Consider the following 21,897-nt stretch of genomic DNA (forward strand, 5'->3'; position numbering starts at 1 on the left):
TCCGCTCACGCTCCCAAGCTTCATCCAATTCCGCCGCGTAGCACTCGCTGAGCAGGTCTGCGAGCATCATAGCCAAACTAGCTCTACGACCTGCTCGCTTCTCAAACCGCGCTAACTAGACGGTGCCGGTTCACCGGACGTATCCGATCGACGGACGGTCCTCAAAACGTTGGGTGCCGCCGGTGGACTGACAGCGACTGCCGGATGTACGCTGTTGAGCAGCAGCGGTTCCAGCGATTTCGACGGCCGAGACGAGATCCGGTTCGGACTGGTCACGGCGACGCAGTCCACCCTCGGCAAGGGCATGGTGCGGTGTGCCGAGACAGCAATCGAGGATATCAACGACAACGGAGGCATCGCCGGGAAGGACGCGAAGTTAGTCGTCGGTGATACGAAGGCCGATCCACAGGAGGGGCTGACCGCCTACCAAGAACTCCGCGACAGCGAGGAGATCGACGTCCTCTCGGGGATCTGGATCAGCGAGGTCGGCATGACGCTCCTCGAGCGAATCGCTCGGGACAACATGGTGACGATGGCCACGGCGATGGGGACGCCGGAGGCGACCAAGAAGGTCGACGAGAACTACGAGAAGTACAAGTACTACTTCCGGTCGCAGGTCCACACGAACCAGATGGTGGAGTGGTCGAAAGACTACATCCAGGAGTACATGCTCGAGCAGTTCGACGTCGGACGAGTCGGACTGCTCGTCGAGGACGCGCTCTGGACCGAACCCTACGGGGCCGGGCTCCGTGACTTCTTCGAGAACGAGACCGACGTGACGCTCGCGTACGACGAACGGCCCGCGACGGACACGAACGACTTCAGTCCGCTTCTGCAAAGCGCCGCAGACTCGGACGTAGACGTGCTGTATACGATCTTCTCGCATCTCAGCGGAACGAACTTCTTCCAGCCGTGGAAACAGAACGAGTTCGACTACCTCCTCGACGGGTTCATCGCCACGGCCGGGAGCTTCAACTACTGGAAACAGACGAACGGAACGTCGAACTACGCGGCCTCACAGCTTCAGGCGGGGATGTCGTCGAAATCGCCGGACTTCTACCAGCGGTTCATCGAGCGCCAGCCCGACGACGATATCGTGTTCCCCAATCCGCAGACGTACGACGGTATCCGCATCCTCGCGAACGCCATCGGCTCCGCCGAGACGCTGGATCCGGACGAACTCGTCTCTCAACTCGAGCAGACGAGCCACGACGGGCTCAACGGCCTGATCGAATTCCACGGGAAGGACGAAGACCACACGCATAACCTCGTGATGGACAAGGACCACTTCTACATGCGCAAGGTCCAGTGGCAGGGGCTCGACGAGACGGACCCCGTGACCGGCGACGGCTACCCCTACTCCATCTGGCCCGCCCACGACGTCGACGCCGACACGAGCGGTGTGCCGACCATCGAACAGGGCGAGTACGAGGTCCCGCCATGGGTCAGCCAGTAACGATCACGGAGGGACCATGGTAAACATCGGATCGATACTCATCTCGGGGCTCGTCATGAGCGCCCTGTACGCGCTCGTCTCACTGGGGTTCACACTGATCCTGAGCCTTCGAGGAGTCGTGAACCTCACGTACGGCGGGTTCTTCCTGATCAGCGCCTACACCTACTTCACGCTGGTGAGTCAGTACGGGGTCAACGCCTTCGTCGCGGCGTTCGTCGGTATCGCGGCAGCCGCCGTCGCGTCGTTGGCGTTGTACCTCGCGCTCGTACGGTACATCGAGCACAACGAGGAACAGACGTTCATGGCGACGTTCCTCATCGTGTTCATCCTTCAGGAACTGTTCACCTATCAGTACGGGAGTCCCGACCAGTTACTGGTGAATCCGGTGGAGGGCGTCGTCGACGTCGGTGGGATCGCCGTGTCGTACTCCGAGATCGGTGCGCTGCTGTCGGCGATCGTCATCATCGGCCTGTTCGTGGCGTTCGTCAACTACACGACGACCGGACAGTCGATCATCGCGATGTCCCTCGACGAGGTCGGTGCCACGCTCGTCGGCGTCGACGTCGACCGCGTCAACTACCTGACGTGGCTCATTTCGGGGGCGATGGCCGGGGTTGCCGGCATCTTCCTCGGACTGTTCTTCAGCGCGTCTCCGACGATGTGGCTCGACCCGCTGCTCATCGCGTTCGCGATCGTCATCGTCGGCGGTATCGGTAGCATCAAGGGAACGGTCGTCGCCGCGCTCCTGATCGGCTACGTACAGACGCTCACCGTCACGGTGTGGTCGCCGGCCTGGCGCGGCGTCTTCGCGTACGCCATCTTGATCGCCATCATCCTCGTCCGTCCGCAGGGCCTGTTCGGCCGGGAGGTGCTGGAATGAGCGTCGAAGAGGGACTCATCTCAGGACGGCTCACGCTACTCAGGGAACGGCCGGCGTATATCGTCCCGGTCGTGCTCGCGGCCTCGCTGTTCGTGCTTCCGTTCGTAACGACCAGATACGTCCACTCGATCGTTATCATCGCCAACATCTTCGCGATCTACGCGATGGCCTGGGACATCCTCTCCGGCTACACCGGCTACATGAACTTCGGTCCCTCGTTCTTCGTCGGTGCCGGGGCCTACGTCGTCGGGATCCTGACCGTCAACTTCGGGGTTCCGGTCTACGTAGCGATCCCCGCCGCGTTCGTCGTGTCGATCGTTACCGGCCTGATCGTCGCCTACCCGTCGTTGCGAACCAGCGGCGTGTACTTCACGCTCATCACCATCCTGCTACCGCTGCTCGGCCTGAAGTTCGTGACGATCTTCTCGGGCTACACCGGCGGGCGACTCGGACTGCAGGGGCTTCCCCTGCTGTCGGTCATGGAGAGTTACTACCTCTCGGTGGTGTTCATGATCGTGACGTTCCTCGCGCTGTACTGGCTGGCAGCCTCCGACTTCGGGCTCGTGCTCCGCAGTATCAAGGCGAACGAGCTCGCCGTGGCGAGCGCCGCCATCAACCCGACGAAGTTCAAAGTCGGCGCGTTCGTCGTCTCCGCGCTGTTCTCCTCGCTCGGCGGGATCATCTACGCCTTCTACGTGGGGATCGTCGCTCCCTCGACGACGATCGACCTCCACATCTCGATCGTCCTGATCATCGCCGCCGTCATCGGCGGAACCGGGACGATCTACGGCGCGATCGGCGGCGCGTACTTCTTCATCGTCGCGAGAGAACTACTGTCTCCCCTCGGTGATATCCGATTTGCCTTCCTCTACGCGTTCGCGCTCGTCGTCGTGCTGATCTTCCCGAAGGGACTGACCCGATTCGCCTGGGAACGAACCAAAGAGATCGTCGAAGGTGATGCAGATGACTGACCCGATCCTCGAGCTCTCGTCCGTGACCAAGGACTTCGGCGGGCTCACCGCCATCGACCGCGTCGACCTCTCCGTCGACGACGGCGAAATCCTCGGACTCATCGGTCCGAACGGCGCCGGGAAATCGACGCTGTTCAAGCTGATATTCGGCGTCCTCCCGGTCAGCGACGGAACGATCTCGTTCAACGGCGCGGAGATCACGGACGAACCGACCCACGAGATCGCCGAGAGAGGTATCGCACAGTTCTATCAGGAGTCGACCCTGATGGACGATGTCACGGTCCGGGACAACGTCCGCGTCTCCGTCGTCCCGAACTCCCTCAGGAAGTTCAGGACCAGCCGCCGGCGAAGCGACCTCGTCGACGAGACGCTGGCGATGGCGAATCTCACCCACGTCGCCGACGAGAAGCCGGCGGACCTGACGCACAAGGAGAAACAGCAGCTCGAACTGGCGAAAGCGATCGCCTGCGAACCGTCGCTACTGCTGTTAGACGAGCCGTTCGCCGGCCTCACGAAAGACGAGGCCGACGAGATCGTCGACATCATCGAAACCCTCAACCACGACGGCGTCACGATCTGTATCGTCGATCACAATCTCCGATGGCTTCGGTCGTTCGTCGACCGAATCGTCGTGCTGAACTACGGACAGATCATCGCCAACGGGCCCCCGTCGGAGATCGTCACCGACGAGGAGGTCCAGTCGGCCTACATCGGCGAGCGCAGCGAGGAGGTGACCGACGCGTGAGCCTCCTCGAGATCGACGACCTGTCGGTCAGTTACGGCCAGTCCGCAGTACTGAGCGGCATCGACCTCTCGCTCGAGGTCGGCTCCCAGACCGGCCTCATCGGCCCCAACGGGGCGGGAAAGACCACGATGTTGCGCGCTATCTCCGGCCTCAAGGAGTACGACGGGTCGATCACCTATCGGGGGACCGAGGTGAGCGAGCTCTCGACGAACGAGCTCGTCGACAGGGGTCTGGTTCAGGTCTCGGAGGCCGGCAATCTCTTCGGCCCGATGACCGTCCGGGAGAACCTCGAGTTGGGCTCGATCGCTGCCGAGGATACCGAGACACAACTCGAGCGAGTCTTCGACGTCTTCCCGCGACTCGAGGAACGAAGCGGTCAGGACGCCAACACGCTTTCCGGTGGCGAACAGCAGATGCTGGCCATCGGTCGGGGCCTCATGGCCGATCCCGATCTGCTGATGGTCGACGAACCGACCCAGGGTCTGGCCCCGGTAATCGTCGACGATCTCTCGGAGGCGATGGACAAACTGTACGACGACCTCACGCTGTTCATCGTCGAACAGAACGCGTTCTTCGTCTTCGAACACACCGACTACGCCTACCTGCTCGAGAACGGGCGGGTCCATCGGTCCGGTGCGACGGCGGACCTCAGAACTGACCAGCACATCAGGGACGCGTACCTCGGCGTCGACTGAATACGCGACGCGGAACGGGCCCGACCGACGGGATTCCCGTTCGTGTCGACGGCGGCGTGTGAGGAGGCGTTCCTCCGCGACCACAAACGCCAGTTTCTCCGACGGCGAGGCCAACGGAGGTTTCCGGCGACGGTCCTGAACTCTATCTGGAACCGGTTCGCCGGGACATCCGTGGTGTCACTCGCAGTCGCTTCGGTGCCGATGGTCGTTCCGCTGCGGTCTCGGAACCGCCAGCGGATCGATCGTCGACGCAACCGCGAGCCAACACTTCTCTGGGCTCGATCCCTGAATCGCGTTTCAGTAGTCGATACCGTTATACGACTGTCCGGTGATAAAACGTATAGCGGGGACGGGCGATATACCGTGTCGTTGACCGCATCAGTCACTCACAGTCACCCGTTCGCACCGTCCTCCGCTACCCTTTCGGCCGCGTTCTCGCTGAACCGTTCGCTGAGCGCACGGTCTCTCACCGACCGGGAACGTCGTCGCGACACGCGATAGTGAAAATATCGCTCTCGAAATGACCTTTCGACCCTGTTCTCCGGTGCGAGCGAGCATTGGGAACAGGGTAGGTACGACAACAGTCCACGTTCCGATCCGAGCCTCATACGACCGTTCCTAACGGTTCCCGCTCCGGTAGGCCAGAATAGTTTGGAGGCTTATTATTATCCGTTCATACCACATATAGTATATATCTGTTTTCTATTTCAGTTTCCACGGTTTTCACCCCGAAACGGCAGTCGTGACGGTGATCGGTAGCCTGTGACGGCAGTGCTCCACCAGCAAGGGACTGCGTCGTCGACGCGCTCTGTTTCGTGGAGTTCCCCGAGCGATCCTCGGACGATGCCGGTTATTTCGCCTGACTGCGGCGACACGAGGCAGAGGGTCGGTACGGAATCGACGCCAGTGTACGGCCGATACCGGTACTCGTCGGGTCGACCGCAGTTCATCGACCGCACCGCGACCCGGACTCGCTCCGTCGAGTAGTTATACCCCACCGTTCGCTCGTACATTATGATTCGATTATAATATAACCCAAATATAATTTTTTAGAACTGAATATTCAAGTGGTTGTTTCCAAGCGGACTTGGACACCGGGCTTCGTCGACGTCACGGTGTAGTCGTTCGTTCGAGAACCCGCAAGCGCTCTCGCTCGAGGGGTCGGTACGCCGATCGGAGGCGAGCACGTCCGCGACCGGCCGGACTCCACACCGGCTCGGCGATCGGTCTCGATGGAAACGCGACCGCGGCTCGAGACCACTACCGTTTTCAGTCGGCCCGTCGACCCCGACGTATGGGAGACGTTACTGCCACCCTGCACACGAACAAGGGCGACATCGAGGTCGAACTCTACGATGAGCGCGCGCCGCGGACGGTCGACAACTTCGTCGGGCTCGCGACCGGCGGCAAGACCTGGACCGACCCGGAGACGGGCGAAGAGGTCGAGGGCGAGCCGCTGTACGACGACGTGGCCTTCCACCGCGTCATCGAGGGCTTCATGATCCAGGGCGGTGACCCGACCGAGACCGGTCGCGGCGGCCCCGGCTACCAGTTCGACGACGAGTTCCACGAGGAACTGCGCCACGACGACGAGGGGATCCTGAGCATGGCCAACTCCGGGCCGGACACGAACGGCTCGCAGTTCTTCATCACGCTCGATCCACAGCCCCACCTCGACGACCGCCACTCCGTCTTCGGGAAGGTCATCGACGGCATGGACGTCGTCCGCGAGATCGGCAACGTCGACACCGACGCCAACGATCAGCCGAAAGAGGACGTCGTCCTCGAGTCGGTCTCCGTCGACTACGAGTAACACGTTCCGGTCACCGACGACGGGTCCCCTGCATCGCCGACTCGAGCCGGCGGACGCGTGCGATCCGACCAAGATATTTTACTGCACGCGACGCTGTATTCGGGTAGAATGGACCCGTCGTCACCCACGGACGCGGCACACGGTACGCAACTCCGTCGGCAGGAGGTGATCGCCGACCTCAGCCAGCAGGCACTGGAGACGGACGATCTCGAGGGCCTGCGACGCGACGCAGTACGCGCCGTCGCGGAGACGCTGGCGGTCGAGTACGCTGCCGTGTTCGAGGTGCCGCCGAGTACGGACGGTGCGGTACTCGAGGCGGGAGTCGGCTGGGACGCGGAGACCGTCGAACCGACGGTTCCGACGGAGCCGGGATCGCAGCCGGGGGAGGCACTCCGGGACGGGGAACCGGTGATCGTCGACGATCTGTCCGACGACGACCGAATCACTGCCAGCCAGCTGATCGCTGATCCCGACATCGAAAGCGGTGTGAGCGTCCGCCTCGGCTCGAGCGACGAACCGCTGGGCGTTCTTGGTGCGTACGCGACCGAGCGAGGGGCGTTCACCGAGGCCGACGCCGACTTCGTCGGGCGCGTCGCCGAGATCCTCTCAGTGGCCATCGAACAGGAACGGGAACGGGGTGACCTCGAGGAAGTGTACGGCCGCATCTCCGACGCCGTCTTCGCGCTCGACGAGGAATGGCGGTTCACGTACATCAACGAGCGGGCACAGGAGTTGATCAACCCCGACGAGCGGCTGCTGCTCGGTACCCGTATCTGGGACGAGTTCCCCGAAGCGCTCGAGCGGGCGTTCAAGCCGAAGTACGAGCGGGCGATGAACGAGGGCGAAACCATCGCGTTCGAGGAGTACTATCCCGAGCCCCTCGAGTCGTGGTTCGAGGTACGGGCGTATCCATCCGAGACCGGTCTCTCCGTCTACTTCCGCGATATCACCGAGCGTAAGGAACGCGAACGCGAGCGCGAACTGTTTCGAACGCTGCTCGACCAGTCCACCGACAGCGTGCTGGTCGTCGACCCCGAGTCGGGCCAGTATCTGGACGTCAACGAGACGGCCTGCCAGCGCCGCGGCTACTCGCGGGAGGAACTGCTGTCGCTGTCGGTTCCCGATATCGAGACCGAAATCGCCGATCGAGCCGAGTGGCGTGCGTTCGTCGACGAGCTACGGACGAGCGGGACGATCACGTTCGACGGCCGCCACCGGCGACGCGACGGGACGACGTATCCGGTCGAAGTCAACGTCAGCCACGTCGAACTCGATCGGGAGTACGTCCTCGCGATCGCCCGCGACGTTACCGAACGCCGAGAGCGCGAGCGTGAACTCCAGCGGACCGAGCGGCGCTTCGAGGCGATCTTCGAGGATCCGAACATCCTCGTCGGCCTCCTCGAGCCCGACGGAACGGTCGTCGACATCAACAGGACGGCGATGGAGTACGTCGACGCGGACCTCGAGGAGGTGGCCGGCAAGCCGTTCTGGGAGACGCCCTGGTGGGACGGCAGCGAGACGAGCGAGGCCGACATCAGGGGATGGATCGACCGCGCCGCGGCCGGCGAATATGTCGACTTCGAGGCCGATCTCGTTCGGCCGGACGGCGAGCAGTACACGGTCAACGGCGTCTTCAGACCGGTCACGAACGACGACGGCACCGTCGTCTCGATCATTGTCTCGGACCGCGACGTGACCGAACAAGTCGAGCGCGAACGGCAACTCGAGGAGTCCGAACGGCGGTACCGCACGCTCGTCGAACAGTTCCCGAACGGAGCCGTCGCCCTCGTCGACGAGGACCTTCGGTATCAGACCGTCGGTGGCGATCCAGTAGACGGGACCGAGGTCACGACGGCGGACCTCGAGGGGGAACCGATCGAGGACATTCTGCCATCCGCGTTAGTCGACGAACTCGTCCCGCGCTACGAGGCCGCGCTGGATGGGGAGACTAGCGCGTTCGAACTCACGTCCGGCAGCTCCGTATACAACGTCCAGACCGTTCCCGTCCGTGACGACGACGGCGACGTCTTCGCCGCGTTAGGGATGTCCCAGGACATCACCGAACGCCGCGAGTACGAACGCCGGCTCGAGGAGTCGGAACAGCGCTACCGGACTATCGCCGAGCACGTCCCGAACGGGCTCGTCACGTTGTTCGACCGGGACTTCGAGTACACGCTGGCTGCGGGCCAGGGCTTCGACCGGATCCCGGTCGAGCCCGCTGATCTCGAGGGACGGGCGTTCAGCGACGTCTGGCCAGAAGAGACCGTCGACGAACTCCGGCCGGCGTTCCAGACCGCCCTCGACGGGGCGGAGCGGTCGGTCGAAATCGAGTACGCCGGCCACGAGTGGCTCTTCCACGCGGTCCCGATCACCGACGAGCGCGGTGAGGTCTTCGCTGGGATGACGATGGCGCAGGACATCACCGAACGGAAAGAGCGCGAACGGTACCTCCGGGACGCCAAGTCCCAGCTCGAGGCGGCGACGGAGGCCGGCGCGGTCGGGACGTGGGAGTTAAACGTCCAGAACGACGAGATGTTCGTCGGTCCGTCGTTCGCCCAGACGTTCGACATCGACCCGGACGTGGCCCAGCGGGGCGTCTCGCTCGACCGATTCGTCGACGCCATCCACGAGGACGACCGCGAACGCGTGGTCGCCGAGATCGAGGACGCCGTCGAGGCCTGCGGCGAGTACGAATCGGAGTACCGCGTCTGGAACGCAGACGGCGAACTCCGCTGGGTCGTCGCCCGCGGTCGCGTCGAGTGCGACGACGACGGTGAAGCACTGACGTTCCCCGGCGCACTGACCGATATCACCGCGCGCAAGCGCGCCGAACTCGAGCGCCGGCGCAACCAGGAGCAACTCGAGACGCTGTTCGAGATACTCCCGGCTGGCGTCGTGGTCGCCGACGCCGACGGACGGCTCATCGAAGCCAACGACACCGCCAAGGAGATCTGGGGTGGCGACGTGTTCGACGCCGATTCGATCGCGGAGTACGAGCAATACGCGATGTGGTGGGCCGACTCGGGCGAGCCGGTCGCGCCCGAGGAGACGACGATGAGCCGGGTCCTCGACGGCGAGGAAGTCCGGGACCCGAACGTCTTCGAGATCGAAGCCGAAGACGGCGACCGTCGGATCATCCGCGTCGAAGGAATGCCGGTCCGAAACGCCGACGGCAACGTGACCCGCGGCGTCATCACGATCACGGACATCACCGAGCGCAAGGCTCGCGAACGGAAACTCCGCGAGCGGGAGCGCCGCCTCGAGGAATCGGAACGTCGGTACCGGACGCTCGTCGAGAACTTCCCCGAGGGAGCGGTGGGCCTCTTCGACGAGAACCTCGAGTACACGGTCGTCGGCGGACAGCTACTCGACGAACTCGGGATCGGACCGGACGAACGGATCGGACACAGCGTCGGAGACCTCCACTCGAGCGAACTCGTCGACGAAATCGAGCCGTACTTCGCTGCGGCGCTCGAGGGCGAATCCAACTCGTTCGAACTCGAGCGGTACGACCGGTATCTGTACGCCCACACGCTGCCGGTCAGAAACGGCGACGGAGAGATATTCGCCGGCATGGTCGTCGTCCAAGACGTGACCGAGCGCCGCGAGTACCAGCGCAAACTCGAGGAATCGAACGAACGGTTAGAGCAGTTCGCCTACGCGGCTTCTCACGACTTACAGGAGCCCCTGCGGATGGTCACGAGCTATCTCAAGTTACTCGAGAGCCGGTACGGCGACGCGTTTGACGACGACGGCGAAGAGTTCCTCGACTACGCCGTCGACGGGGCCGAACGCATGCGCCAGATGATCGACGCGTTGCTCGAGTACTCGCGGATCGAGACGCGAGGTGATCCGTTCGAACCGACGGACCTGAACGCAGTCGTAGACGACGTGCTTGCTGACCTCCAGTTCCAAGTCGAGGAGACCACCGCCGAGATTGCGATCGAGGACCTCCCGCGCGTCGAGGCCGACGCCAACCAGCTCCGGCAGGTGTTCCAGAACCTGCTTGGCAACGCCATCACCTACAGCGGCGACGAACCGCCGCGGATCCACGTCAGCGCCGACCGCAGAGACGGGGAGCACGTCATCTCGGTCGCAGACGAGGGGATCGGTATCGATCCCGACGATCAGGAGCGAGTGTTCACGATCTTCGACCGACTCCACAGCCGCGAGGAGTACGACGGGATGGGGATCGGGCTCGCGCTCTGTGAGCGCATCGTCGAGCGCCACGGCGGCGAGATCTGGGTCGAGTCCGAACCCGGCGACGGCTCGACGTTCTCGTTCACTCTACCCGTCTCCCCTGACGGGGAGAACTGATCCCGTCTCGTTCGTGCCGGCCGTTCGAGTCGTCACCCCGCTCGAGGACCGTCTGCGGGGCGGTCATTTAGGAGACGGAAGACATAACGCGGGTATGGGCTGGACAGCCGACGACGTTCCCGACCAGTACGGACGCACGATCGCCATCACGGGCGCGAACAGTGGCATCGGTCTCGAGGCGACCCGCGAACTCGCCCGAAACGACGCGGCGGTGATCATGGCCTGTCGGAGCGTCGAGCGCGGCGAGGACGCGGCCGACGACGTTCGTGAAGACGTTCCCGACGCCGATCTCCGCGTCGAGGAGTGCGATCTCGGGGATCTGGAGTCGGTCCGCACGTTCGCCGACCGCCTCGGCGACGAGCCGATCGACGTCCTGATCAACAACGCCGGGGTCATGGCAATCCCGCGTTCGGAGACCGAAGACGGCTTCGAGACCCAGTTCGGCGTCAACCACCTCGGCCACTTCGCACTCACCGGCCTGCTGCTCGAGAATCTCCGCCTCGACGAGGAGCCTGACTCCCGGATCGTGACCGTCTCGAGCGGCGTCCACGAGCGCGGCCGGATCGACTTCGACGACCTCCAAAGTGAGGATTCGTACGACAAGTGGGACGCCTACGCCCAGTCGAAGCTGGCGAACGTCCTCTTCGCGTACGAACTCGAGCGCCGACTGCTCACGGCGGACGCACACGCGAAGAGCATGGCGGTCCACCCGGGCTACGCGAACACCCAGTTACAGTTCCGCGGCCCCGAACAGAGCGGCAGCCGAGTTCGGAAGGCGGCGATGAAACTGATGAATACGGTCGTCGCGCAGTCGGCCGAGATGGGCGCGCTTCCCACGCTGTACGCCGCGACCGCGCCCGACGCCGAGGGCGGCGCGTACTACGGCCCCGGCGGCTTCCAGAACATGCGCGGCACGCCCGAACGGCAGGCCTCCTCGGATCGCTCCTACGACGAGGAGACGGCCCGTCGGCTGTGGCGGGTCTCGAGCGACCTGACCGGCGTCACGTACGATCTGCCGGAGCCGAAAGCGGAAATGTCGGTGTAGCCGTATCGCGCTCACTGTTCCGATTGCAGCCCCTCAGGCGTGAATCACCCGGTGAAACCGTCGGGTTCCTCGAGTCGTCGCGCCTTGAGCGTTGACCACTCGATCGTAACGTTTCCCGCGACCACGAGCGACGAGATTCCGAGTTCAGTGACCGTTCTCGAGTCGAAGAGAGCGAACAGCGGCCAGAGCAGGATCGGGTAGATGAGTTGGGCAAAGACCGTCAACAGGAACCAGAACACGATTACACGGATCGGGATTTCTGCGATCATCGGTGCCGAAAGTCGCTCGTAGCGTTGCTCGCCGAGGAATTCTCGACGAATCTGCACGAGTTGCGAGGCAAACAGGAACATCGTCGTGATCAACAGCGCGGGGGAGACGATGGCAACGATACTCTCGAGGAAAATTCCCTCCTCGCTAGACCAGACGAGAGGAGTTCCCTGTGAGGGCTGGACGATCATCAAAAACGACAGGCACCACCAGAGGCCGAGTCCCCAGCCGAGCAGGCCGATCGCGTACGGAACGTTCCGACGGTAGATCGGTGGCAACCGCTCGAACGGGCGAATCGTTCCGCTACGGGTGTTCAAAAACGGCACCGAGATACTCGGCGGGGTGATCGAGCGGCGCTCCGTTCTCGGCTTCCGGCGGACGAACAGCGCCAGTCCGCTATAGGTGACGACGAGGAGTCCGATTTCGACCCAGTATACGAACAGGACGAATGGCAGTCGCCACCCGAGGAACGCGATCCCGGCGAGCGGTAGCAGATTGCCGACGAGAATCGGGACGAACGCCGCTCGGTCGTCTCCCGATCCGGTAGCCATCGGGGTAGCATTCGCACCCACTATTGTTAATTTTTTACCACGGCGCCGAGTTCCCACACCGAAACGATCGTCGATTCACCACACGAGCGACCGTCGATCATCGCTCGCACCAACCGTAACGCGAAAGACGACTCGCTCGAAGGGGTACACATGAGCGACGACGACGGCATCCAGCGCGCCAGCGACGTCGGATCCAGCGACGCGCCGCCGGTCGAGGAGAAACCCTACAAGATCATCTTCGAGGCCAACAAGTGCTTCGGCGCGGGCAAGTGCGCCGAGGTCAGCGCCAACTGGGAGATGTCCATCGCCTCGGGCATGGCCCAACCGACGGAGTACTTCTTCGGCGAGGACGACCTCGAGCACAACGTCCGCGCGGCGGAAGTCTGCCCAGCGAAGAAAGACGACGGCTGCATCCACGTCGTCGACCGCCGGACCGACGAGGAGATCGCGCCGGATCCCCACGGCGACGGAACGCTGAGCGTCGACTGGTAGGACGCCCGTCACGATACGCCAGACGGTCACCGAAACCACACCGAAACGCACATCCCCACCCCGTGACAACGGTCGACTGCGTTCTGCGCGAGGGTAGCCAAGCAGGCCAACGGCGGTGGGCTTAAGACCCGCTCTCGTAGGAGTCCTTGGGTTCAAATCCCAACCCTCGCATGTCGCTGCGAACAACTCGTGAGCCGCGGCTGCATCCTTGGGATTTGAAGTAGAGAAGTCCCAGCACCGAGCGAAGCGAGCGAGCCGTTTTCGCGTTGTGCAAACGCAACCGAATGGCCACTCGAGCAGTTCGTGAACGGCGACTGCGCTCCTCGAGTAGCCGCTCGGGAAGCCACGGTTCCGACCGCGCGAAACACCGGTTCTGTGACGGTTCAACTCGGCAACCGCCCTGCCCGCTCGAGCGCAGCCAGAACGACGATGGTCACGCCGAGGCACAGTGCAGCGCCGGCGAACACCGCGTCGTAGGTGTAGCCGCGCTCGAGGAACAGGCCGAGGACGGACGAGCCGAGCGCCTGCGTCGTCATCCAGACCGAACTGAAGACGGCGTAGGCGCTGCCCCGCGTCGAATCGGGGAGGGTGTCGAGGAGGTAGGTGTCGGTGGCCGGGAACAGCGCGTGGACGACGAAGCCGAGGACCGCAGTGACGACGGCGATCGCCAGCAGGCCCTCGACGGCGGTCAGTGCGAGCAGGCTCGCGGCGAACGCGCCGACGATGCCGAGCAGGTAGGGGACCTTCGGGAGCCGGTCTGCCAGATCGCCGCCGACGAAGAACGCGGGGACGCCGGCGGCGAAGACGAGCGTGAGCAGCGCGCCTGCGGTTTGGTCCGAGAGCCCCTTCGCCCGCATGTACAGTTCGTAGAAGTTGAAGACGCCCTGCCAGACGAACACGGCCGCGCCGACGATCGCCAGCGCAGTCGCGATGACGCGCCACTCGGAGAGCGCACCGGCGACGAAGTCTCGGTCGGCCTGGCCCACGCCGGGCATCTCCGTCCGCTTCGCGGCGACCCACGTCGCGGCCGTGATGACCGCCGCACCGACGGCGATCGCCCACAGCGAGAGTCGCCAGTCGACGACGAGCGTGAGCGCGACGAACGGCGCGGCGACCACCGCGGCGATCTGACTCGAGGCCCCGTGGATCCCCATCACGCGGCCGACGCGGGCCGGGTAGAGTTCGCTCAGGAGGGGATTCGCCGAGACGAAGTAGATCCCGGAGGCGATGCCCATGAGGAAGGCTCCGGCCATGAGGTGGCGGACAGTGGTCGCGGTCGCGGCGATCGCGCTCGAGAGCGCGAGCACGACGCCGGATCCGACCACGATGCGGTGTCGCGGGACTCGCGTGAGCAGCCAGCCGGTGGGCAGCCGAAGCGAGGCGCTCCCGACCCACACGAGCGTCGCGATGAGGCCGGCGGTCGCCTCGGTGATCGCGAACTCGGCGATGAAGACGTCCAGCAGCGGCGCGAAGACGATTCTGGCGAGATTGATGAGAAAGACGAAGCCGCAGAGAGAGGCGAAGAGTCGGTCGCGGGACACAGCCGCTCTTTCTGACAGCGGGCCTCAAACGTTCCGAAACCGGCTGGTTCGTCGGTCGGAGTCCGAGGGCTCACTTCGAGCGCCTCTCCCGGGGACCGACTCGAGTCCCTCAGAACGGGTACTCGCGGGGCTCGTGCTGGACCGAGATCCACTTCGTCGTCGTCACTTCCTCCAAGATCTGGTCGCCGTTGTATCGCCCCATCCCGGACTGTTTCATCCCGCCGAAGGGGACGTGAGGTTCGTCGTTGACCGGCTGGTCGTTGATGTGGATCATTCCGGTCTCGATCGCGTCGGCGATATTCCGGGCCTGCTCCATGTCCTCGCTGTGGACCGACCCCGAGAGACCGTGGATCGTGTCGTTGGCGAGTTCGATCGCCTCCTCGTCGCTCGAGTAGGGGATCACGGGCGCGACGGGGCCGAAGTGTTCGTTGCAGGCCGCGGCCATGTCGTTGTCGGCGTCGGCGAGGACCGTGGCCTCGACGACGAGATCGTCGTGGTCGCCGCCGGCCGCGACGGTCGCGCCCTGATCGACCGACTCCTCGATGTAGTCGACGATCTGGTCGCGCTGGCTCTCGTCGATGATCGGGCCGACGACCGTGTCCTCGTCCCGCGGATCGCCTTTCGGCAGCGAGGCGGCCCGGTCGGCCAGCGCGTCGACGTAGTCGTCGTAGACGTCCTCGTGGACCAGATGGCGGTTGATCGAGATACAGATCTGTCCCTGGTGGAGGAAGGATCCGAAGGTCCCGCCGTCGACGGCCCGATCGAGATCCGCGTTCTCGGTGACGACGTGGACGTTGTTCCCGCCGAGCTCGAGGGCCGGCAGCGCGCAGTTGCTGGCGGCCTTCTCGGCGACGCGCTGGCCGATCTCGGTCGAGCCGGTGAAGGCGAGGACCCGCGGCGTCCCGTGACCGGCGACCGCGTCGCCGATGTCGGAGCCCCGACCGGTGACGACGTTGATGATTCCCTCCGGCGCGCCGGCTGCCTCGAAGATCCGGGCGAGCAGGAGCCCGCCGGTAATCGGCGTACTCGAGGCGGGTTTGAGGACGACGCCGTTGCCGGCCGCGATGGCGGGCGCGACGGCGCGCATCGAGAGGTGCAGCGGGAAGTTCCACGGCGAGATGACGCCGACGACGCCGACGGGCACCCGCTCGGCGATGTTCTCCTTCCCCTGCGTGATCGAGTCCGAGTGCTGGCCGTCCATCCGGAACGGGTAGCTCGCGGCCTGCTGCATCATCCCGCGTGCAGTCTGGATCTCGGCCCCGCACTTGACCTGCGTGCTGCCGCTCTCGACGGTCAGCAGTTCGGCGATCTCCTCGCGGTTGTCGCTCAGGAACTGGATCGCGGCGCTGATCACGCCCGCGCGGGCCTGGGGCGGCTGTGCGGCCCACTCCTCCTGTGCCTCGGCCGCGGCCTCGTAGGCCGCATCGACGTCGTCTTCGGTGCCCGCGGGGACGGTCGCGATCTCCTCGCGCGTGTAGGGGTTCTCGTCGCTGATCGCGTCCCGGTCGCCCGCGTCGGTCCAGTCGCCCGCGATATACAGCGAGTTCCAGCCGTTCTCGGGCGTCAGCGGTAAGTCGGTCATGCGAGTGGGCTACCCCTCGAGCGAGTAAAAAGAGCAGACGCGCAGGCGCAACGGTCGGGGGCTCGAGCGGCCGGCCGACCCGCCGTCGTCACGCGAGCCGCTGGGGGAGCAACACCGCGAGCGAGACGTAGATCACCGCCGCGATCAGAGTCGCGACGAGGGTCCCGACGAGAACGCTATCCGAAACGAACCGCCAACCGAACAGCATGATCCCGGCCGGCGGCAGCGCGAGCCCGGCCGCCGTCCGGTGGAAACCGCGGAGTCGCGTTCCGACATCGGTCGGCGTGGCTTCGTCGTCGGCCGCACCGTCGTCGGCCATGATTTCGGGCAGCAGCAGGTACATCCCGAGTCCGACGACGAGCCCGACGAACGCACCGAACACCGGATCGTCGAACAGCGTGAGGCTGACGTACGCGAACACCGGGACGTCTATCGCACCGGTTCCGAGCGCGATCAGTTGAAGCGGGGGACCCCCATCGTCGACGGAACTCGCCTGCGCGTCGCGTGACCCGTTCATTCGTATGCCGACCGAGTCACTGCAACTACATTATAGTTCTCTGTCGGCCTCGGTCCCCCGACGCTGTCCCCCTCGTGCGACATCACACCCCATCCCGGTCGACCGTGAGATAAACGGGCGGAACCGCATCGGTCGTGTACGTCTCCTGGCCTCGTTTCGCGATCCGGTGGCCGTCCGCGAGCATCGCCCGGGCGTCGACTGCGAGGATGATCGGTTCGTCGGCGTGTCGACGCCCAACCGTCCGGGCGGCGTCGCGGCTCCGCGAGAGGTGGACCCGCTGGCGAGCCATCGGCCGCAGCCCCGCTTCGCGGATCGAGTCGACGTTCGACGGCGCGGTTCCGTGATAGAGTTCATCGGGGATCGGCGCGTCCGTCGGCTCGAGGTCGATTCCGACGGAGTGACCGTAGGCGGCGCGAATGCGACCGCCGTCGCCAGCGTCCCCGTCGCCGCCACCAGTTCCGGTCCCGGCGTTCGTGCGCTCGAACCGGCCCTTCGGGTCGGTCGCGACGACGGCCGCGACGTGGCTGGCGTCGGCCCAGTCGTACTTCCGTTCGACCGCCGCAACGAGGGCGTCGTAGTCGGCCCGGCCGCGCTCGTCCAGTTCGAGGCCGACATCGTCGGGGAAGTGCCGGAGCGCTCCGCTCACGAACGTCGAGAGGCGACGGCGCTGCGAGCCGGAGAGCAACCGGGCTCCCCGCGAACCGCAGCCGGGACAGCGCCCCCGCTCGGCCGAAAACGGCCCGTGTTCCCCACAGATGCGGACGGCCTCGGTCACGGTCGTACTGTGCGCTCGAGCGGAAAAACTCGCTCGGCGGTCCGGTGGTTTCTCGCGCACTCGAGCGCGGGAACTACTCCGCGTCCGCGTCCTGTTCGCGGAGTTCCTCGCTGGCCTCGCGGACCTCGCGCATCACGCTCGAGATGCGCTCTTCGGCCTCGAGTTCGTCCTCGACCGAGAGGTCGACGCCCTCGACCTCGAGGAGGAACTTGGCGACCTCGGTGGCCTCGTACATCACGTCGTCGAGCTCCTCGGCGGTGAAGAAGTCACACATCGCGCCGTAGAGGAAGGTCGCGCCGGCCGTCCGGACCTTGTCTTCGAACGAGGAGCGGGCCTGGTTGACCGCCTGCGGCGTGTAGGTGTCGGTCATGAAGGGGACGAGTTCGGGGAGGTTCTCACCGATTTTCGTCATCTCGACGCCGGTCTCGGTCCGGAAGTCCGAACAGAGCCGCGCGATGGCCCACTCGCGGGCGGTGATGTAGGTTCGATCGCGCAGGAACTCGTTGACCCGATCGTACTGCGCGCCGTCCATCTTCTTGAAGCGGGCGTACTTCCGTACGTCCGCCGGAACGTCGCTCTCCTGTGGCTCGGGGTCGGGAACGCCCGGCATCGAGCCGTCGTCGGCGTTCTCGGTGCCGCTGGCGTCGGAGCTGGTGTCTGGAGCAGCGTCGGCGGCGCGTTCCGTAGGGCTCGCCGATTCCGCGTCGTCGACTCGAGCGGCGTTCGGTCCGTCCTCGTCCATACCCGCGTATTACCAGCAACCCGAGATAAGGGTTGTTCTCGAGCGGGTCGGATTCGGATCGCCTCGAGCCCGGATATCAGCTCTGACGGCACCGTCGGCGGCTCGTTCGCCCGTAAACGCTTCGCGGAGGGACGGCAGTTCGACCGGATTTAAGTTCGTGAGGGGCATTCGGTAGTATATGTCACAGACACCAGTCGTGGTGAAGGCAGTCCGGACGCCACAGGGGAAAGAAGACGGCGTGTACGCCGACGTTCGAAGCGAAGAGCTCTCGGTACCGCTGATCAACGAGATTCTCGCGGAGACCGGCCTCTCCGGCGAGGAGATCGACGATCTGATGTGGGGCTGTGCCCAGCAGCGCGGCGAGCAGGACAATAACCTCGCGCGCGTCATCGCCTTGCTCTCCGAACTCGGCGAGAACGTCCCGGCGACGACGATCAACCGCTGGTGTGCCTCCTCGATGCAGTCGGTCATCTCCGCGTCCGACGCCATCGCGGCCGGCAACCGCGACGCTATCATCGCCGGCGGCGTCGAGAACATGAGCCGCGTCCCGATGGGCGGCGGCTTCGAGGACATCAGCCCGCGACTGGCCGAAATGTACGACCTCGGCGATCTCCAGATGGGGATGACCGCCGAGAAGGTCGCCGAAGAGCACGGCGTCAGCCGCGAGGAACAGGACGAGTACGCCGCGCGAAGCCAGCAGCGCGCCGTCGAGGCCACCGAATCCGGCCGCTTCGACGACGAGATCGTCCCGATCGAGACCGAGGACGGCACCGTCGAGGAAGACGAGGGCCTGCGTCCCGGCACCACCGCCGAGAAGCTCGCCGAACTACCCACGGTGTTCAAAGAGGACGGCACGGTCACGCCCGGTAACGCCTCACAGATCTCCGACGGCGCGGCCGCCCTGCTCGTCACGAGCGAGGCCTTCGCCGAGGAGAACGACCTCGAGATCGTGGCCGAAGTCGGCCAGAACAACGTCGCCGGCGTCGACCCCACGGTCATGGGAATCGGCCCGGTCCCGGCCACGAGGGGGCTGCTCGAGCGCAACGGCCGCGACATCGACGACTACGACCTCGTCGAACTCAACGAGGCCTTCGCCAGTCAGGCACTGTACTCCCGCGACGAACTCGGCATCGACCCCGAGATCTTCAACGTCAACGGCGGTGCGATCGCCGTCGGTCACCCGCTCGGCGCGTCGGGTGCCCGCCTGCCGGTCACGCTGATCCACGAACTCCAGAAACGCGGCGGCGGCCGCGGTCTCGCGACGCTCTGTGTCGGCTTCGGCCAGGGTGCAGCGATCGAGTTCGACGTCAACTGAGACGGTTCGTCGGCTACCACACATTTTACGTTTCTTTGACCGAGAACGAGCGACAGCCGAAGCGATCCATATGCGGCGGCGCGCGCTGTGCAGCGGTGAGCGAATGCGAACCGCAGCTCGAAGCCGTGCGAGGGATGAGCGAACGAAGTGAGCGAATCGGTTGGGGAGGGCGTGGCGATTCCTCGTTGCCAGGATAGCAAAGCGCTCGCGTCGTCTCCGAACTCGAGCAAAACGGAACTTCCAGTCAAACTCCCGACCGTTCGGTTCGAGCGAGCAACCGGCGATTTAGGTAGCTCGAGCCCGTCAGCGTACGTATGAGTCTGCTGTTGCAGGCGGTCGTCGTGGGGATTCCGCTCGCCTGGCACCTCGGCCTGACCGCCGTCACCTACTACGACGCCGGCCGGGTCGGCCTCGAGCCCCCGAAGAAGTGGGCGGCGATCACCTTCTGCATCCCCATCATCGGCTTCTTCATCTACCTCTTCGAGCGCAGCGAACTCTCCTACGACCCGGAGACCGACCCCTACCGCGGAAACAACTTCAACGTCCACCCCTCTCGAGCCGACGACACGCCGCTACCGTCGCGGGGCGACGACCGGCTCTCGCCGCTCGAGGACGACGAGGAAGACGGCTGACGCAGCGCTCGAGCGCTATCGATGTGGCACCGTCGACGAGGGTCGTAGCTTCAAGCCGGTGGCCGTCGAACGGGCGACTGAGATGACAGCCACCGGTACCATCACCCTCGTCCCGAGCGTCCACTTCTCGGCGGTCCACCGCCGCCGGGTTCGGGAGACGATCCGCGAGACTGATCCCGACCTCGTCGCCGTCGAACTCGACGAAACGCGTTTCGACCGGCTCGAGCAGCGCGATCGCCAGGAGCCAGCCGAACTGGCCCACGAGCTGCCGCCGCCGGCCGCGGCGGCCTACGCGACCCTGCGGGCGATCCAGCGGACGGTCGTCCGACTGTACGGACTTGACCCCGAGCAAACGGACATGGAGGCGGCCGTCGAGACCGCCGCCGAACTGGACCGCGACGTGGCGCTCATCGACGAGCCGATCGCCGAGACTGTGACCGAGATTTCGGACCGGCTCGGCTTCGAGACGCTCCCGAAGCTACTGTTCCGTACGTGGGCGATGGGACCCGAAGAGTACGCGAACCAGTTCGACATGCTATCACTGCCGCTGCAGGACGTACGAGACGGCGACGACGTGCAGCCGGCGATCGACCACCTGCGACACCTCCTCCCCGAAGTCGCCGAGGTGCTGATCGATCGGCGCGACCGCGCGATGGCCGAGCGCCTCCACGTGCTCCGCCGAGAAGGGCACGACGTGGTCGCGGTGATCGGCGCGGGCCATCACAACGGCGTCGAGCGGATTCTCTCCGATCTCGAGACGGATGCTGCGGGAGCAGACGACGTGTCGGCGACGACCGTGCCGATCAGAGCGCCGGCTCGGTCGGTGACTCGGATTCCGATTCGAGAACACTAGCTTTCTACGGAAGAGAGCGCGGATTCGGCATGTCGTCAACCTGTTTCGTATTCTGTCTATCTTGGTCGAGCGAGTCAAGCACTACCATAGCATATGTGATTTGAAGAGCCAACAGCAGGGAATTGTTGTATGGAACTTATCGAAGCCACGGCGGATGACCTCGATACACTCGTCGACCACTGGTATTCTCTCGCAAGAGCAAGGAAGCATACGATGAACTGAATACACTCGCCTATACAGATATCAACGAAGTCCCGGATGATGGCTTCCGCGCCCATCTCGACGACGAATAAATTACCGACTACCTCATTCGTTACGAGGAAGAGACGATCGGCTTCGTCACCCTCCGTGAGGGCCACCATTCGTCCCGTCAGTATTCGAAATATCTTCGTATTGTGAACCTTGCTATCGATGAATCGTATCGGAGCCGAGGGTACGGCACGGAGGTGATCAAGCGTGTCAAGGAGATCGCCCACGACAGAGGGTGTGACCATCTCAAGGTCACCTGTGAGTGGCACAACGAGAACGCACGCCGATTCTACCGCGACAACGATTTCCGACCGAAGCAAGTCGATTACGCGCAACCGTTAGAGTAACTCAGAACACGCGTTCAGTACGCGATCTCTACTTCCCGCGGGGTTCACGGGTTCTTCTAAATGAAAGCTTCCTCACCGATCTACTGAGACGGATGACTAAACACTGATCGTC

The 21,897-nt window shown here is 64.5% G+C and carries 19 protein-coding genes, 1 tRNA gene and 2 pseudogenes; 14 read left to right on the forward strand and 8 right to left on the reverse strand.

The window, feature by feature from the left end; translation table 11 throughout:
* A pseudogene (locus tag NDO75_RS12985) lies at positions 1-70 on the reverse strand (IS6 family transposase); the annotation flags it as partial.
* 144 nt (positions 71-214) lie between these two features.
* On the opposite strand from NDO75_RS12985, the gene NDO75_RS12990 reads away from it, so the two are divergent.
* The 5 genes from NDO75_RS12990 to NDO75_RS13010 are packed head-to-tail and all read left to right on the forward strand — an operon-like array spanning position 215 to position 4,747.
* A complete protein-coding gene (locus NDO75_RS12990) occupies positions 215-1,456 on the forward strand; it encodes an ABC transporter substrate-binding protein (protein ID WP_310906792.1) in 1,242 nt (413 codons plus the stop codon).
* Between the two features lie 16 nt (positions 1,457-1,472).
* Positions 1,473-2,336 carry a branched-chain amino acid ABC transporter permease gene (locus NDO75_RS12995; protein WP_310906793.1) on the forward strand — a complete coding sequence of 288 codons (864 nt, stop codon included), beginning with the start codon at positions 1,473-1,475 and terminating at the stop codon, positions 2,334-2,336.
* Positions 2,333-3,307 carry a branched-chain amino acid ABC transporter permease gene (locus NDO75_RS13000; protein ID WP_310906795.1) on the forward strand — a complete coding sequence of 325 codons (975 nt, stop codon included), beginning with the start codon at positions 2,333-2,335 and terminating at the stop codon, positions 3,305-3,307. Before NDO75_RS12995 ends, NDO75_RS13000 begins: the two co-directional genes overlap by 4 nt.
* Complete coding sequence (locus NDO75_RS13005; protein ID WP_310906796.1) at positions 3,300-4,052, forward strand: ABC transporter ATP-binding protein; 753 nt, start codon at positions 3,300-3,302, stop codon at positions 4,050-4,052. The genes NDO75_RS13000 and NDO75_RS13005 overlap by 8 nt, the downstream gene beginning before the upstream one ends.
* On the forward strand, positions 4,049-4,747 hold the full coding sequence (locus NDO75_RS13010; protein WP_310906797.1) for an ABC transporter ATP-binding protein: 699 nt from the start codon (positions 4,049-4,051) through the stop codon (positions 4,745-4,747). Before NDO75_RS13005 ends, NDO75_RS13010 begins: the two co-directional genes overlap by 4 nt.
* A 707-nt stretch (positions 4,748-5,454) precedes the next feature.
* Here the strand turns inward: NDO75_RS13010 and NDO75_RS13015 are convergent.
* The gene (locus NDO75_RS13015) at positions 5,455-5,760 is read right to left on the reverse strand and encodes a hypothetical protein (RefSeq protein WP_310906799.1); all 306 of its coding nucleotides are present in this window, start codon (positions 5,758-5,760) and stop codon (positions 5,455-5,457) included.
* Between the two features lie 281 nt (positions 5,761-6,041).
* Between NDO75_RS13015 and NDO75_RS13020 the strand changes: the two genes are divergently transcribed.
* The 3 genes from NDO75_RS13020 to NDO75_RS13030 all read left to right on the forward strand — a co-directional run bounded on the left by NDO75_RS13020 (position 6,042) and on the right by NDO75_RS13030 (position 11,922).
* Positions 6,042-6,560, forward strand: coding sequence for a peptidylprolyl isomerase (locus NDO75_RS13020; protein WP_310906801.1), 519 nt, complete (start codon positions 6,042-6,044; stop codon positions 6,558-6,560).
* Positions 6,561-6,668: 108 nt separating this feature from the next.
* On the forward strand, positions 6,669-10,877 hold the full coding sequence (locus tag NDO75_RS13025; protein ID WP_310906803.1) for a PAS domain-containing protein: 4,209 nt from the start codon (positions 6,669-6,671) through the stop codon (positions 10,875-10,877).
* Positions 10,878-10,971: 94 nt separating this feature from the next.
* On the forward strand, positions 10,972-11,922 hold the full coding sequence (locus NDO75_RS13030; protein WP_310906804.1) for an oxidoreductase: 951 nt from the start codon (positions 10,972-10,974) through the stop codon (positions 11,920-11,922).
* A 44-nt stretch (positions 11,923-11,966) separates the two neighbouring features.
* Here NDO75_RS13030 and NDO75_RS13035 read toward each other — a convergent pair whose 3' ends face one another.
* On the reverse strand, positions 11,967-12,740 hold the full coding sequence (locus NDO75_RS13035; protein ID WP_310906806.1) for a DUF6498-containing protein: 774 nt from the start codon (positions 12,738-12,740) through the stop codon (positions 11,967-11,969).
* Positions 12,741-12,890: 150 nt separating this feature from the next.
* Between NDO75_RS13035 and NDO75_RS13040 the strand changes: the two genes are divergently transcribed.
* Positions 12,891-13,232: a ferredoxin gene (locus NDO75_RS13040; protein WP_310906807.1), complete on the forward strand. Its 342-nt coding sequence runs from the start codon at positions 12,891-12,893 to the stop codon at positions 13,230-13,232.
* Between the two features lie 87 nt (positions 13,233-13,319).
* A tRNA-Leu gene (locus NDO75_RS13045) sits at positions 13,320-13,403 on the forward strand.
* 212 nt (positions 13,404-13,615) lie between these two features.
* Here the strand turns inward: NDO75_RS13045 and NDO75_RS13050 are convergent.
* The 5 genes from NDO75_RS13050 to NDO75_RS13070 form a co-directional block, all read right to left on the reverse strand.
* Entirely contained in the window at positions 13,616-14,773 is a 1,158-nt protein-coding gene (locus NDO75_RS13050; RefSeq protein WP_310906808.1) for an MFS transporter, read from the reverse strand.
* 109 nt (positions 14,774-14,882) lie between these two features.
* Positions 14,883-16,355 carry an aldehyde dehydrogenase family protein gene (locus NDO75_RS13055; protein WP_310906810.1) on the reverse strand — a complete coding sequence of 491 codons (1,473 nt, stop codon included), beginning with the start codon at positions 16,353-16,355 and terminating at the stop codon, positions 14,883-14,885.
* An 88-nt stretch (positions 16,356-16,443) separates the two neighbouring features.
* On the reverse strand, positions 16,444-16,872 hold the full coding sequence (locus NDO75_RS13060; protein ID WP_310906812.1) for a hypothetical protein: 429 nt from the start codon (positions 16,870-16,872) through the stop codon (positions 16,444-16,446).
* Between the two features lie 82 nt (positions 16,873-16,954).
* Positions 16,955-17,647 (reverse strand): RNA 2'-phosphotransferase, encoded by a 693-nt coding sequence (locus tag NDO75_RS13065; RefSeq protein ID WP_310906814.1) that lies wholly within the window; start codon positions 17,645-17,647, stop codon positions 16,955-16,957.
* A gap of 73 nt (positions 17,648-17,720) precedes the next feature.
* A complete protein-coding gene (locus NDO75_RS13070; RefSeq protein WP_310906816.1) occupies positions 17,721-18,389 on the reverse strand; it encodes a DUF5806 family protein in 669 nt (222 codons plus the stop codon).
* Positions 18,390-18,567: 178 nt separating this feature from the next.
* On the opposite strand from NDO75_RS13070, the gene NDO75_RS13075 reads away from it, so the two are divergent.
* The 4 genes and pseudogenes from NDO75_RS13075 to NDO75_RS27765 all read left to right on the forward strand — a co-directional run bounded on the left by NDO75_RS13075 (position 18,568) and on the right by NDO75_RS27765 (position 21,785).
* A complete protein-coding gene (locus tag NDO75_RS13075; protein ID WP_310906818.1) occupies positions 18,568-19,704 on the forward strand; it encodes a thiolase family protein in 1,137 nt (378 codons plus the stop codon).
* A gap of 314 nt (positions 19,705-20,018) precedes the next feature.
* The gene (locus tag NDO75_RS13080; RefSeq protein WP_310906819.1) at positions 20,019-20,336 is read left to right on the forward strand and encodes a hypothetical protein; all 318 of its coding nucleotides are present in this window, start codon (positions 20,019-20,021) and stop codon (positions 20,334-20,336) included.
* An 82-nt stretch (positions 20,337-20,418) separates the two neighbouring features.
* A complete protein-coding gene (locus tag NDO75_RS13085) occupies positions 20,419-21,189 on the forward strand; it encodes a TraB domain-containing protein (protein ID WP_310906820.1) in 771 nt (256 codons plus the stop codon).
* A gap of 129 nt (positions 21,190-21,318) precedes the next feature.
* Positions 21,319-21,785: pseudogene (locus NDO75_RS27765) on the forward strand (GNAT family N-acetyltransferase).
* Positions 21,786-21,897 lie beyond the last annotated feature (112 nt).

Origin of the sequence: Natrinema sp. 1APR25-10V2, assembly GCF_031626495.1 — an archaeon.
Taxonomy (GTDB): domain Archaea; phylum Halobacteriota; class Halobacteria; order Halobacteriales; family Natrialbaceae; genus Natrinema.

Bases quoted from the DNA above. Each gene is read 5' to 3' on its own strand.
- NDO75_RS12995 (WP_310906793.1), top strand. From the start codon at position 1,473: ATGGTAAACATCGGATCGATACTCATCTCGGGGCTCGTCATGAGCGCC.
- NDO75_RS13000 (WP_310906795.1), top strand. From the start codon at position 2,333: ATGAGCGTCGAAGAGGGACTCATCTCAGGACGGCTCACGCTACTCAGG.
- NDO75_RS13005 (WP_310906796.1), top strand. From the start codon at position 3,300: ATGACTGACCCGATCCTCGAGCTCTCGTCCGTGACCAAGGACTTCGGC.
- NDO75_RS13015 (WP_310906799.1), bottom strand. From the start codon at position 5,760: ATGTACGAGCGAACGGTGGGGTATAACTACTCGACGGAGCGAGTCCGG.
- NDO75_RS13020 (WP_310906801.1), top strand. From the start codon at position 6,042: ATGGGAGACGTTACTGCCACCCTGCACACGAACAAGGGCGACATCGAG.
- NDO75_RS13025 (WP_310906803.1), top strand. From the start codon at position 6,669: ATGGACCCGTCGTCACCCACGGACGCGGCACACGGTACGCAACTCCGT.
- NDO75_RS13030 (WP_310906804.1), top strand. From the start codon at position 10,972: ATGGGCTGGACAGCCGACGACGTTCCCGACCAGTACGGACGCACGATC.
- NDO75_RS13035 (WP_310906806.1), bottom strand. From the start codon at position 12,740: ATGGCTACCGGATCGGGAGACGACCGAGCGGCGTTCGTCCCGATTCTC.
- NDO75_RS13040 (WP_310906807.1), top strand. From the start codon at position 12,891: ATGAGCGACGACGACGGCATCCAGCGCGCCAGCGACGTCGGATCCAGC.
- NDO75_RS13055 (WP_310906810.1), bottom strand. From the start codon at position 16,355: ATGACCGACTTACCGCTGACGCCCGAGAACGGCTGGAACTCGCTGTAT.
- NDO75_RS13060 (WP_310906812.1), bottom strand. From the start codon at position 16,872: ATGAACGGGTCACGCGACGCGCAGGCGAGTTCCGTCGACGATGGGGGT.
- NDO75_RS13070 (WP_310906816.1), bottom strand. From the start codon at position 18,389: ATGGACGAGGACGGACCGAACGCCGCTCGAGTCGACGACGCGGAATCG.
- NDO75_RS13075 (WP_310906818.1), top strand. From the start codon at position 18,568: ATGTCACAGACACCAGTCGTGGTGAAGGCAGTCCGGACGCCACAGGGG.
- NDO75_RS13080 (WP_310906819.1), top strand. From the start codon at position 20,019: ATGAGTCTGCTGTTGCAGGCGGTCGTCGTGGGGATTCCGCTCGCCTGG.
- NDO75_RS13085 (WP_310906820.1), top strand. From the start codon at position 20,419: ATGACAGCCACCGGTACCATCACCCTCGTCCCGAGCGTCCACTTCTCG.